This window comes from Pseudomonas typographi, assembly GCF_014694385.1.
In the GTDB taxonomy this organism is placed as follows: Bacteria; Pseudomonadota; Gammaproteobacteria; order Pseudomonadales; family Pseudomonadaceae; genus Aquipseudomonas; species Aquipseudomonas typographi.
Window position 1 is genome coordinate 154,365 of record NZ_JAAOCA010000003.1, and the last position, 13,024, is coordinate 167,388.

Consider the following 13,024-nt stretch of genomic DNA (forward strand, 5'->3'; position numbering starts at 1 on the left):
GCAGCGATTAGCTTATAACCACAAAACCTTTCACAGCGCATAACCCAGCGCATAAGGTCATAACCCGGCCCGCCCCCTCCCCCGGCGGTGGGTTGCCGAACCTTGTGCCAGGGGCGGCCGTCGATGGCGGCTACGCCCTTCTTCACTCACCGCCCCAAGGAGCACCGAACATGAGCCTGGAGTTCATTGGCCTGGTTGGCCCCCAAGAAAGCAGCGAATCCCAAGCCGCCCGAGGCCCGTTGGTGGATTTACCGTTCATTCGCGCATTCGCCCAGGCCCAGGAGTACGGCGGCTTCGACCAAGTGTTGCTGGCCGTGCACACTTCCTCGCCCGACTCGCTGATATTGGCCACTCACATTGCCGCGGTCACCGACAAGCTGGGCCTGCTGGTGGCGCACCGCCCCGGCTTCCAGGCACCGACCTTTGCCGCTCGCCAATTCGCGACCCTCGACCAGCTTTCCGGCGGCCGCGCGGCGATCAACGTGATCACCGGCGGTGACAGCGGTGACTTGCAGCGCGACGGCGATTACCTCGACAAAGACGCCCGTTACGCCCGCACCAGCGAATACCTGGAAGTGATGAAACAGGTGTGGACGCAAACCCAGCCGTTCGCGCACCACGGTGAGCACTACCGCGTTGAAGACAACCTCACCCGTGTCAAGCCGGTCAAAGGCATCCCGCTGTACATATCGGGCGCCTCGGACGCCGCCGTGGAAGTGGCGGCACGCCACGCCGACGTGTACATGATGTGGGGTGAACCGCTGGCCCAGGTGCGCGAGCGCATCGCCAAGGTCCGCGAAGCCGCTGCCCAGTATGGCCGGGAAAAGCACATTCGCTTCAGCTTGTCGCTGCGGCCTATCCTCGGCGCCACCGAAGAAGAAGCCTGGGCACGTGCCGAGCGGATTCTCGAAGAGGCGCGGGTGAATGTGGCCCAGCGCCAGGGCGGCCGGCGTGACCGTAATTTCGGCAAGAGCAACGCCGGCTCCGAGCGCTTGGTGGCGCTGGCCGGCCAGCGCAAGGTGCACGACAAACGCCTGTGGACGGAAATCGCCGCGCTCACCGGTGCCGCCGGCAATTCCACCTCGCTGGTGGGCACACCCGAGCAGGTTGCCGAAGCGGTGCTGGAATACTACAAGCTGGGCGTGACCACCTTTTTGTTTCGCGGTTTCGACCAATTACGCGACGCGGTGGAATACGGCCAGTACCTGCTGCCGGAGATTCGCAGCCAAGTTGCCGCCTACGACCAGGCCCCCCAGGTGCGCCATGGCTGAGCAATTGCGCCTTGACCGGCTGCGCCGGTTCGTCACCGAACTGGGTGATTACTTGGCCGTTGAAACCGACGAAGCGGCCATCCTCGACCGTGGCCAGCAATTGCTGGCCGAATTGGTGCGCCACGACGATTGGTTGCCGGAGGAATTCACCCGGCCCGACCCTGAACGCTACCAACAGCTGTTGCTGCACGCCGACTCGCAACAACGCTTTAGCGTGGTCAGTTTCGTCTGGGGCCCGGGCCAGCGCACGCCGGTACACGACCACCGCACCTGGGGGCTGATCGGCATGCTGCGCGGTGCCGAGGATTCACAGAACTTCGTGCGCGCAGCCGATGGCAGCTTAACCGCCGACGGCGCGGCTATTCGCCTGGTCCCCGGCCAAGTGGAGGCGGTGTCGCCGAACATTGGCGACATCCACCAGGTCAGCAATGCCTTCGATGATCGAGTATCGATCAGCATCCACGTGTACGGCGCCAACATTGGCGCGGTCAAGCGTGCGGTGTTCCTGCCCGATGGCACTGAAAAACCCTTCATCTCCGGCTACTCCAACTCACACCTGCCCAACTTCTGGGACCAGTCCAAAGAGATCAGCGCCGCATGACTACGCTTGCCACCCGCACCTATGCCGATGTTCGCCGCCAATTGCTCGAGCGCCAGGAGAACGCCCTGCTCGATGTCCGCGAAGAGGCACCGTTCGCCGAAGGCCACCCGCTGTTCGCCGCTAACATCCCGCTGTCCAAGCTTGAACTGGAGGTGTATGCGCGCATTCCCCGGCGCGATACGCCGGTAACCGTGTACGACGAGGGTGAGGGCCTCGCGGCGCTCGCCGCCGCGCGGTTACAGGCGTTGGGTTATAGCGACGTGGCGCTGCTTGAGGGCGGGCTGGCCGGCTGGCGCGCCGCGGGCGGCGAGTTGTTCATCGACGTCAACGTGCCCAGCAAAGCCTTCGGTGAACTGGTCGAGCATGAACGCCATACCCCTTCGCTGGCCGCCGAAGAGGTCAAGGCGTTGCTCGATGCGAACGCCAACGTGGTGGTGCTCGACGCCCGCCGCTTCGACGAATACCAGACCATGAGCATCCCCGGCGGCATTAGCGTACCCGGTGCCGAACTCGCACTGCGGGTGGCCGAGCTGGCGCCAGACCCCGCCACCCAGGTGATCGTCAACTGCGCCGGGCGCACGCGCAGCCTGATCGGCACCCAGTCGCTGGTCAACGCCGGCATTCCCAACCCCGTGGCCGCGCTGCGCAACGGTACCATCGGCTGGACATTGGCAGGGCTTGCCCTGGAGCACGGCCAGCAGCGCCGCTACCTGCCCAACCGTGCCACGCAAGAGGCTGCGCAGGCCGCCGAACGGGCCCGCGCCGTGGCCGACCGCGCCGGTGTGGCGCGGCTGTCGCTGGCCGGCCTGGCAGCATGGCAGGCCGAGGCTGGGCGCACCACCTACTTGTTCGACGTGCGCAGCGAGGAAGAATACCTGGCTGGCCACCTCCCCGGCGCACGCCCTGTGCCGGGCGGCCAGTTGGTGCAGGAAACCGACCATGTGGCCAGCGTGCGCGGTGCGCGCATTGTACTGGTCGATGATGACGGCGTGCGCGCCAACATGAGCGCATCGTGGCTGGCGCAAATGGGTTGGGAAGTGGCGGTGATCGATGGCTTGGGTACCGAAGATTGGCATGAAACCGGGGCCTGGCAAGCGCCACTGCCGGCGCTGCCACAGCCCCCGAGCGTGGCGGCCGCTGAACTTAAGGCCTGGCTGGATGAAGGGCACACCGTGCTGTTGGACGTGACCACCAGTGCCAACTATGTCAAACACCACATCCCCGGTGCGCATTGGGCCATCCGCGCGCAACTGGCCCAGGCACTGGAGAAACTGCCAGTGGCCGAGCGCTATGTGATCACCTGCGGTAGCAGCCTGCTGGCGCGCTTTGCCGCCGCCGACCTGCAGGCATTGGTGAACAAACCTGTTGCCATTTTGCAAGGCGGCACCGCCGCTTGGGTGGCCGCCGGGTTGCCCGTGGAGGCCGGCGAGGCTCATCTGGCGGTGCCGCGTAACGACCGCTACCGGCGCCCCTATGAAGGCACCGATGCGCCGCGCGAAGCGATGCAAGCCTACCTCGACTGGGAATTTGGCCTGGTGGCGCAACTGGGCCGCGACGGCACCCATCATTTTCGGGTGATCTAAACCGCTGGCGGGGCCGGCCTGCGCCAGCCTCGTTCAGTCTTTTTTTGCTCAAGCGCTTGCGCTGACTGTACCCGCACCACGGGCCAGGGCCGGTTAACACGGACTTGTAACGGATGACGCCCCTAATGCCTACGCTGAACACGCCCGCTTTCCATTCATTCAAAGGTTTCACCCGCACCGCCCTGGCCGTGGCGGCACCCTTGGCACTGGTGTTGGCACTGGGCGCCTGCAAAGGCAGCAACGAGCCGGCAGGCAACACCTTGAAGGTGGCGTTCTGGAGCGACAATACCCAGTTGGTGAGTATCGACCCGTTCCAGGTGTACTGGCTGGAGCACCGCGTGGTGCTGCGCAACGTGGCCGAATCGCTAACCGACCAAGACCCGCAGAGCGGCAAGATCATCCCCTGGCTGGCGGAGCGTTGGGCCATTAGCCCCGACGCGCGCGAGTACACCTTTTACCTGCGCCAGGGGGTGACTTTCAGTGACGGCACAGCGTTCGACGCCCAGGCGGTGAAAACCGCCTTCGACGCCGACAAAGCCTTTGCCCAGCAGTTGCCGAGTGCGTTCGGCGCCACCTACCTGGCCGGTTACGACCATGCCGAAGTGCTCGACCCGCATACCGTGAAGCTGGTGCTGGCCAAGCCTAACGCGGGCTTTTTGCAGGCCACCTCCACCACCAACCTGGCCATTCTCGCGCCGGCCTCCTACGCGCTGCCCGCGCAGGAGCGCTCGCGCGGCAAGATCATTGGCACCGGGCCGTTCGTGGTCGAGCATTACACCCCGGAAAAAGACCTCAAGCTGGTCAAGCGCCAGGGCTACGCCTGGCCCTCGGCAAATGTGAGCAACCCCGGCGAGGCGCACGTGGACAGCGTCGAGTTCAGCTACATCCCCGAAGACAGCGTGCGCAATGGGCTGTTCTTGCAGGGCAAGGTGGATATCCTTTGGCCGCGCAACCCGTTCGCCGCCGTAGACCTGAAACTGCTCGAAGCGAACAAAGCCACCCTGCAGAGCCGCTCGTTGCCGGGCCCCGCCTGGAACCTCTACCCGAACACCCGTGGCGGGCGCATCCTGGCCGACATCGACGTGCGCCATGCCCTACTCAAGGCGATCGACCGCACCTCTTACGCCCACACCGTTTACAACCCCACGTTCCCGGTGGTGAAGGGCGTTTACGACGACACCACGCCGTACTTTCGCGATCAGAGCGATAAGCTCGGCTATGACCCCGACGGCGCCGCGCAACTGCTCGACCACGCCGGTTGGGCCAAGGGTGAAGACGGCTATCGCTACAAGGCTGGCCAGCGCCTGACCCTGGTATACAACGTGGCGACCAAGGAAACCGCCGGTGACGTGTTGATCCAGGACCAACTGCGCCAGGTTGGCATCGACCTGAAGCTCAAGGTGCAAACCAAGGCCGAATGGGCCGCGGCCAACGCCTCGGGGAACTACGACCTGACCAGCACCTATATGACCCGTGCCGACCCCATCGTGCTGCAGACCATTCTCGACCCACGCACCGCCAATAGCTCGACGCTGGCCACCAACACCTACACAGCCGAGGTACTACCACGCGCCCAAGTGCTGTTCGATGCTGGGCTGGGCGCCACTGACGATGCCCAGCGCAGCGTGGCCTACGGCCAACTGCAAGACCTGCTGGTGGACCAAGGCTCGGCGATCCCGGTGTATGAACGCCTATGGCAGGCGGCAACCTCGCCGCGGGTGAAACACTTCAAATGGACCGCCGAGGGTTTTGCCCTGCTCAGCGACATCGAGGTGGGCCCATGAGCCGCTACCTGCTCGGCCGCATCGGCCAGGCCCTGCTGGTGTTGTGGGGCGCGTACAGCATTACCTACTTAATTCTCTACTTGCTGCCGGGCGACCCCTTGTCGATCATGCTCAGTGCCGCCGGCATGGAAATCGACGCCATGTCGCCGGCCGACATCGCCAAAGCCAAGGCCTATTACGGCCTGGACCGGGGGCTGCTGGAGCAGTACCTGCATTTGCTTTGGGGCGTGTTGCACGGCGACCTTGGCCAGTCGCTCACCCTGGCGCGGCCGGTAACGGCGGTGCTGGCCGAGCGCCTGCCGACGACCCTGGCCCTGGCCGGCAGCGCCATCGTGCTGTCGCTGTTCGGCGGCGTGGGGTTGGCCTACGTGGCCGCCTACGTACGCTGGCAGCCGCTTAAGGTGGCGCTGGCGCGCCTGCCGGCCTTGGGTTTTTCGGTGCCGGTGTTCTGGATGGGGCTGCTGCTCATTCAAGTGTTCGCCTTTACCTTGGGCTGGTTCCCCGCCACCGGCAGCGACGGTATCGAAAGCCTGGTGTTGCCGGCGGTGACGCTGGCGATTCCCAGCGCGGCGGTGTACGCCCAGGTGCTGCAACGCGGCTTCGCCGGGGTGTGGCGCGAGCCCTATATCGTCACCGCGTTCGCCAAGGGCCTCAGCCGTGGCCAGGTGCAGGCGCGCCATGCCTTGCGCAACGCTGCCCTGCCACTGCTGACGTTGGTAGGCCTACAGGTGGGCAATACGGTGTCTGGCGCGGTGCTGGTAGAAACCATTTTCGCCCGCAACGGCGTCGGCCGCTTGGTGCAGGAAGCGGTGTTGCGCCAGGACATTCCCCTGGTACTGGCGGTGGTAGCGGTGTCGGCCGCTGCCTTCGTGCTGGTCAACCTGGTGGTCGACCTGCTCTACCCGGTGCTGGACCCGCGTATCGCCCACACCGCCAAGGTGCCCTGACATGCCCGTGATCAGCGATACCCTCACCCCCACCTGGCGCCCGCGCGGCCGCCTGCTGCGCCTGCGGGAGGCCGCCTGGCCGTTACTGCGCCGGCCCGGCTTCGTGCTCGCCCTGGCGCTGGTACTGTTCGCCCTGCTCGCGGCGTTGGCGCCGGCGTTGTTCAGCCATTACGACCCCTACACCACCACCCCGGCGCAGATGCTCCAAGCGCCCAGCCGCGCCCATTGGTTCGGCACCGACGAACTGGGCCGCGACCTTTACAGCCGGGTGGTGCATGGCGCGCGCCTGTCGATGTTCGCCGCCCTCACTGCCGTGGGCTTGGCGCTGCTGTGCGGCTTAGCGCTGGGGGTCGTCTCGGGCTTTCTCGGCGGGCGGGTAGACGCGCTGATCATGCGCCTGATCGACGTGATGCTGGCCCTGCCCGGGTTGCTGCTGGCGCTGGCGATCGTCACCGCCATCGGCTTCGGCACCCTGCCGGTGGCGGTCGCCGTCGGCGTGGGGATCATCCCCGGCTTCGCCCGCACCACCCGCGCCGAAGTTCTGCGGGTGAAAACCTTGCCTTATGTGGAAGCCGCGCGGCTCGGTGGCGCGAGTTGGGCCAGCACCTTATTGCGCCACGTGCTGCCCAACGCCTGGGGCCCGGTGGCGGTGCTGGCCACCCTTGACGTGGGCGCGGCGATCCTGGCCACTGCCGGCTTAAGTTTTTTGGGTTTCGGCGCGCAACCGCCGGCCGCCGAATGGGGCACGCTGATCGCCAACGGCCGGCAGTTCCTGATCACCGCCCCGTGGGTTTCGTTGCTGCCGGGCCTGTTCGTGGTGCTGGTGGTGTTCAGCCTCAACCATATTGCCCGCACCCTGGAAGAGGCCCAACGATGAACCCGCCGCTGATCGATGTGCGTAACCTCAACGTGACCTACCGCGCCGGTGGCCAAGCCACCCACGCCGTGCGCGAGCTGAGCCTGAGCGTGGCCCAAGGGCAGACGTTGGCCATTGTCGGCGAATCCGGCTCGGGCAAGACCACACTGGCCAGTGCGTTGTTCGGCCTGCTGCCGAGCAACGCGCAGGTCAGCGCTGGCGAGTTGCTGATTGCCGGGCAGAACCTCACCCACGCCAGCGAGCGTACATGGCGCGCTGTGCGCGGGCGCACACTGGCGCTGGTGCCACAAGACCCGATGGTCAGCCTCAACCCCACCCAGCGCATTGGCCGGCAAGTCGCCGAGAGCCTGGCCCAAGCCCACGGTCGGCGCTACCCAGGGGTGCACGCTGATGTGCTGGAACTGCTCGCCGAGGTGGGCCTGGATTCACCGGCGCTACGCGCCCGGCAATACCCCCATGAGCTTTCGGGGGGCATGCGCCAGCGGGTGCTGATCGCCATTGCCTTGGCGGGCAACCCGCGGGCGATCGTGGCTGACGAACCCACCAGCGCGCTGGACGTGACGGTTCAGCGGCGCATCCTCGATCACCTGGAGCAACGGGTGCAGGCCCGTGGCATCTCGCTGGTGATCATCACCCATGACCTGGGCGTGGCGGCCGACCGCGCCGACCGGGTGCTGGTGATGAAAGCCGGTGAAGCGGTCGAGTACGGCGCACCCGCGCAAGTATTGGCCACACCCGCGCACCCCTACACCCGCCAATTGCTCGCCGCCGCCCCGGCCTTTGCCGAAACCGCCCCGCCACCGGTGGCCCCAACAGCGGCCGCTGGCAGCGTGCCGTTGCTGGCGCTGGACGGTATCAGCAAAGCCTACCGGGTACCCGCGGTGCAGGGCTCAGCCAGCCACTTTCAGGCCCTGCAGGCGCTGAGCCTGCAAGCCTGGGCCGGGCAAACCCTGGCTATCGTCGGCGAATCCGGGTCGGGCAAAAGCACCGCGTTGCGCCTGGCCTTGGGCCTGGAAAAGCCCGACCAGGGCCGGGTGCGTTTTGCCGGGCAAGACGTCACGGACCTCAGTTGGAGCCAGTTCCGCCCCCTGCGTGAACGTATGCAACTGGTGCAGCAAAACCCGTTCGCCGCCCTCGACCCGCGCTTTACGGTGTTTCAGAGCGTGGTCGAGCCACTGGTGTCGTTCAAGCGCCTGAAGGGCGCTGCGCTGGCCCAGGCCGCGCAGCGGCTGATGGAGCAGGTGCAACTCCCGGCCAGCTACCTCGACCGCCTGCCGCGCGAGCTGTCCGGTGGCCAACGCCAACGGGTGGCCATCGCCCGCGCCCTGGCCTTGCAACCACAGCTGCTACTGCTCGACGAACCGGTGTCGGCCCTGGACGTTTCCGTGCAGGGGCAGATTCTCGCCTTGCTGGCACAGCTGCAGGCCGAATTAGGGCTGGCCTATGTGCTGGTATCCCACGACTTGGCCGTGGTGCGCAGCCTCGCCCACCAGGTGCTGGTGCTACGCCAAGGGCAGGTGGTCGAATATGGCGCGGCGGGCCAGGTGCTGGGCCAACCGCACAGTGCGTACACCCGTGAATTGCTCGGCGCTATCCCGGGCCAGCGCGCGGCAGCCCGCAACGGCGAACAGTTGCTTGAGCGGCCCGCGCCTATGGCCGCTTTGAGGCGGGCGCAGTAGGCGATGGGCAGCCCCCACGTGGCCAACCGGCTGACCGTCACAGCGCGTGGGGCTACCCTGCGCTCAGCCCTCGGCCCAGTGCGGCCGCGCCAAGTACAACACTTCATGCACCTGCCCCGGGGCTTGCCCAGGGTCCGCTGAAAGCACCACCTGCAGCAGCCGCCAGCGCTCGGCGTCCACGGCCAGCACGCTGGCGGCGACACCCGGTTCGCGGGCATGGGCCTGGTTTTGTTGGCACGCCTCGGCCAACTGCGACGCCAGGTCCAGGCCCTGCGGCAGGTCGCTGTAGGCCAGGTGGGCAAAGCGTGCCAGGCCGGGGTCGCCCAGCCGTGCGTCCAGGGGTAACCAGGTGCTGATCGGCGCGCGGCCAAAGCTGTCGATCACCCCCTGGTAGCGGCCACTGAGCAAAAAGTCGCGCAGGTCGCGTGTCGCTTGCCACAGGTACAACGACCCATAACGGGCCGTGGCGCCCTGCTCACCTAGCAGGAACGCCTTGAAGCGCAGCCCTGGCAGCGCATCCCACTGCGGGCCGCGCTGCAGCGCACGGCGGCGGATGATCGCCAGGTCGTAATCACTGGGCAGGCGGTGCGAATAATGTACGACGGGCATGGTAGGCGCTCCTGGGCCGCTGAGATGAGCCTTCAGCCTACCTCTGCACATAGATTACAAAAAGCCATGGCTGTATATTTCAGAGATTGTATATAGAAATGGCCAGCCCATGAAAAGCCTGGATATGGAAGCGGTACACGCCTTCGTGCTCACCGCGAATTTGAAAAGCTTCACCCGTGCCGCCGAAGTGCTCGACACCACGCAGTCGGCGGTCAGCCTGAAGATCAAGCGCCTGGAACACAACCTTGGCCGCCGCCTGCTGGAGCGTACGCCAAGGCAGGTGCGGTTGTCGGCCGACGGGGCGGCCTTCGAGGGCGCAGCGCGGGCCTTGCTGGCTGCCCATGAGCGGGCCCTGGCAGCCTTCGGGCGGGTTCAACGGCGCCTGACGGTTGCGCTCAGTCATCACCTGGTGGGCAGTGAATTGCCCGCGTTGCTCCAGCGCTTGAACGCCGCTGCACCGGCCTTGGTGTGGGAAGTGCGGGTTGTCTCGTCACGTGAGGCATTGCAGGCGTTCGATGCCGGCGAGGTGGAGGCCGCGCTGGTGCTTGGCCACGACGCGCAGCGTGCAGACGGCGAGGTGGTGATGCACGAGGCGTTTGGCTGGATGGCCCTCGCGGATTTCCAATGGCCAGCGGGCGAGGCCTTGCGCCTGGCCACCCAGGCCGAACCGTGCAATGTGCGGCGCATGGCGGTCGATACCCTTGACGCGGCGGGCATCGATTGGCGGGAAGTCTTCGTCGGTGGCGGCATCATAACCCTGGGCGCCGCCGTATTGGCCGGGTTGGCAGTGGCCGCCCTCGGCCGGCGGGTGGCACCGCCCGGCAGCGTAGACGTAGGCCCACGGCTGGGCTTGCCAAGCCTACCCGGGCGTGACGTGCTCCTGCATTCGCAGGTACGCGATACCCCTGGGCGTGACGGCTTGCGGGCCTTGTGCGCGGCGCTGGTCGGTTCACGCGCCTAGGCCGAGGCAGGCCCGGGACGCCCGCTTAGCCGCCCGCCTCGGCCAGCCCCTGCGCGAGGTCTGCCAGCAACGACGCGGTGGCTTCCAGGCCAATGTGCAGGCGCACCACCGGCCCTGCCGGCCGATAGCCGCCTTGGCGTTCGGCCACGTCCACCATCACCGCCAGGCTCTCGAAGCCGCCCCACGAGGCGCCGATGCCGAACAACGCCAGTGCATCGACGAAACGTTCAGCGGCGAACCCGGGCCGGAACTCCACCGAGAGCAGGCCGTTGCTGCCGTTGAAATCACGTTTCCACAGGGCATGGCCGGGGTGGCTGGGCAAGGCCGGGTGGAACACCCGCACCACCGAGGGTTGCGCCTGCAGCCATTGGGCAACCTCCAGCGCCTGGCGTTGCTGCACCGCCAGCCGCGCGGCCAGGCTGCGCGCGCCACGCAACACCAGCCAAGCGTCGTCGGGGCTCACCGTATGGCCGAAGGTGTCGGTCATCTTCGACAGTGGCGCAAAGGCCGCCTCAAGGGTGCACACACTGCCCATCATCACGTCGCTGTGCCCGGCCACGTATTTGGTCAGCGCCATGATCGAGATGTCGGCGCCCAGGGCCAACGGCCGGTACAGGTAGCCGGCGCCCCAGGTGTTGTCCACCGCCAGCAGCACCCCACGTGGTTTGCACAACGCGGCCAGCGCCGGCAGGTCGAGCAGCTCGAACAGTGACGACCCCGGCACTTCGGCATAGACCATGCGGGTGTTGTCGCGCAGCAGCGTGGCCACGCCGCTGCCATCGGCCGGGTAGTAGTCGTAGGCAATGCCGAACGGCGCGAGAAACTGCTCGGCCAGCCGGCGCACCGGCGCATACACGGCGTCGGTGATCAACACATGGTCGCCCGGGCGCAGGTATGCCAAAAACACCTGGGCGGTGGCGGCCAGGCCGGTGGCAAACAGCTTGCTGCGGTAACCGCCCTCCAACTCGGTGACCAGGTCTTCCAGGGCATAGGCATTAGGGTTGCCGCGCGCGCCATAACTCAATACCCGCTCTTGGTCGCGGCGGGCGCGTGCTTCACGCATTTGCCCGACGCTGTCGAACAGCACCGTGCTCAGCCGCGCCACCGGCGCATTGACCCCACGCGGGCCGGAAGCGGCCGCGCCACGCCCGGCATGCACCAACTGCGTTTGCACGGCGGGGGTGGCCGCCAACGGGTGAAAGCTGGCGCGCTCTTGGGCGGTCATCTGCCCCAGTAGGCCGGTTTCCCAGGCCAGGTATTGGCGCGCGGCGGCTTTGTTACCGGCGTGGCGGTCATGCACGAAAAATAAAAAGTCGATACGTTCGGCCTCAGTCAGCGGCGCACCGCCCTCTTCCACCGCCAGCCCCTCCAGCGTCGGCAGCCAGCGCGCTTGGGCGCGTTGCGCCGGCGGCAGTTCGTCGGCGGCCAACTGAGCCACGGCAGGCTCGGGCGTCAGCAGCCACAACGGGCCCTGCACCCCTTCGGCATCCGTGGCCAGGCGGCTACGGCTCGACCAGCGCGAACCGGCGGCACGACGCTTGATGAAGGCGGCACTGGCGCGCAGGTCGAACACCGTGGCCGAGCCTTCGGCAGGCGTGGCTGGCGCAAGGTTCACCGCGGGTAGCGGCACCGTGGCCAAGGCCAGGCCGCTGTGCAATCCGCCCTGTAGCACGAATGCTTCATGGCCCAACTGGCGCAGCCAACTGGCAACGATGGGTGCGCGCACGCCGTCGTCATCAAATACCACTACCCGCGCCCGGCGCACACCCACGTACAGGTCGGTGGCCTGGATCAACTGCCCACCAGGGGCGTGCTGGGCGCCGGGCAATGAGCCTTGGGCAAACTCTTCCGGGGTGCGTACATCGCACAGGAACAGGCTGCGGCTGGGGTCATCGGCCCACTGCTGGACCTGGCCAGCGGCCACGCTCACCACCCCGGCACGCTGGGCCAGGCGTTCGGCCGCCTGGCGCTGGGCCGCCTGTTCCGCCGGTGCCGGCGGGTACGGGCGATGTTGGCCGTGCTCCAGTTCGAGGTCTGCCAAAAACCAACCTTGGGTGCCGTTTTCCAGGGCGAATACCGGGTTGGGCACGCCGAGGTTGATTAGCGTTTGCGCGCCGATGATGCTACGGGTGCGCCCGGCGCAGTTGATCACGATCGGCGTGCTCGGCGCCGGTACCATCGCCTGAGCACGCAGGCCCAGCTCTCCATTGGGGCAACACGCCGCGCCGGGGATGCTCATCTTGCTGAACTCATCCAGCGGCCGGCCGTCGAGCACCGCCAGCGGCTGCCCGCTGGCTTGCCAGGCGGCCAGTTGGGTGGCGCTCACGTGGGGGGTGTGGCAGGCCAGCTCGATCAGTTCGCCAAAGGCCTTGGACGGCACATGCACCCCGGCAAACAGCTCGCGGCCCGAGGCCTTCCAACCTTCGGCGCCACCGGCCAACACCCGCACATTGCCGTAACCCTGCTGGCGCAAACGCGCGGCGGCGCGGGGGGCCAAGCCATCGTCGCCTTGGCTGTACAGCACCACCCGCACGTGGCGGTTTGGGGCCAGGCGCGGGGCGTCTATTTCCAGGCGGCTATAGGGCAGGTGCACCGCAAAGAACAAATGGGCTTCGCCGTATTGGCCGTGTTCGCGCACGTCGAACAGGGCCAGCTCCTGGCCGTCGAACAGCCACTGTTCCAGTTCGGCACTGGTGATCGTTTCGCTCATGG

Annotated in this window: 10 protein-coding genes; 8 read left to right on the forward strand and 2 right to left on the reverse strand. The window is 66.8% G+C overall.

The window, feature by feature from the left end; all coding sequences use genetic code 11:
- Nucleotides 1-170 precede the first annotated feature (170 nt).
- The 7 genes from HAQ05_RS03200 to HAQ05_RS03230 all read left to right on the forward strand — a co-directional run bounded on the left by HAQ05_RS03200 (nt 171) and on the right by HAQ05_RS03230 (nt 8,742).
- A complete protein-coding gene (locus HAQ05_RS03200) occupies nt 171-1,271 on the forward strand; it encodes an LLM class flavin-dependent oxidoreductase (RefSeq protein ID WP_190417298.1) in 1,101 nt (366 codons plus the stop codon).
- The gene (locus HAQ05_RS03205; protein WP_190417300.1) at nt 1,264-1,872 is read left to right on the forward strand and encodes a cysteine dioxygenase family protein; all 609 of its coding nucleotides are present in this window, start codon (nt 1,264-1,266) and stop codon (nt 1,870-1,872) included. The genes HAQ05_RS03200 and HAQ05_RS03205 overlap by 8 nt, the downstream gene beginning before the upstream one ends.
- Nucleotides 1,869-3,455, forward strand: a complete 1,587-nt coding sequence (locus HAQ05_RS03210; RefSeq protein ID WP_190417302.1) for a rhodanese-related sulfurtransferase — start codon at nt 1,869-1,871, stop codon at nt 3,453-3,455. Before HAQ05_RS03205 ends, HAQ05_RS03210 begins: the two co-directional genes overlap by 4 nt.
- 125 nt (nt 3,456-3,580) lie before the next feature.
- Entirely contained in the window at nt 3,581-5,239 is a 1,659-nt protein-coding gene (locus tag HAQ05_RS03215) for an ABC transporter substrate-binding protein (RefSeq protein WP_190417303.1), read from the forward strand.
- Nucleotides 5,236-6,186, forward strand: a complete 951-nt coding sequence (locus tag HAQ05_RS03220) for an ABC transporter permease (protein ID WP_190417305.1) — start codon at nt 5,236-5,238, stop codon at nt 6,184-6,186. The genes HAQ05_RS03215 and HAQ05_RS03220 overlap by 4 nt, the downstream gene beginning before the upstream one ends.
- Before the next feature lies 1 nt (nt 6,187).
- The gene (locus tag HAQ05_RS03225; RefSeq protein ID WP_190417307.1) at nt 6,188-7,063 is read left to right on the forward strand and encodes an ABC transporter permease; all 876 of its coding nucleotides are present in this window, start codon (nt 6,188-6,190) and stop codon (nt 7,061-7,063) included.
- Nucleotides 7,060-8,742 carry a dipeptide ABC transporter ATP-binding protein gene (locus HAQ05_RS03230; protein ID WP_190417308.1) on the forward strand — a complete coding sequence of 561 codons (1,683 nt, stop codon included), beginning with the start codon at nt 7,060-7,062 and terminating at the stop codon, nt 8,740-8,742. The genes HAQ05_RS03225 and HAQ05_RS03230 overlap by 4 nt, the downstream gene beginning before the upstream one ends.
- A 63-nt stretch (nt 8,743-8,805) precedes the next feature.
- Here HAQ05_RS03230 and HAQ05_RS03235 read toward each other — a convergent pair whose 3' ends face one another.
- The gene (locus tag HAQ05_RS03235; RefSeq protein ID WP_190417310.1) at nt 8,806-9,351 is read right to left on the reverse strand and encodes a DUF4865 family protein; all 546 of its coding nucleotides are present in this window, start codon (nt 9,349-9,351) and stop codon (nt 8,806-8,808) included.
- Between the two features lie 109 nt (nt 9,352-9,460).
- Between HAQ05_RS03235 and HAQ05_RS03240 the strand changes: the two genes are divergently transcribed.
- Nucleotides 9,461-10,312: a LysR family transcriptional regulator gene (locus tag HAQ05_RS03240; protein ID WP_190417312.1), complete on the forward strand. Its 852-nt coding sequence runs from the start codon at nt 9,461-9,463 to the stop codon at nt 10,310-10,312.
- A 25-nt stretch (nt 10,313-10,337) separates the two neighbouring features.
- Here HAQ05_RS03240 and metC read toward each other — a convergent pair whose 3' ends face one another.
- On the reverse strand, nt 10,338-13,022 hold the full coding sequence (metC, locus tag HAQ05_RS03245) for a cystathionine beta-lyase (protein ID WP_190417314.1): 2,685 nt from the start codon (nt 13,020-13,022) through the stop codon (nt 10,338-10,340).
- Nucleotides 13,023-13,024: the final 2 nt, after the last annotated feature.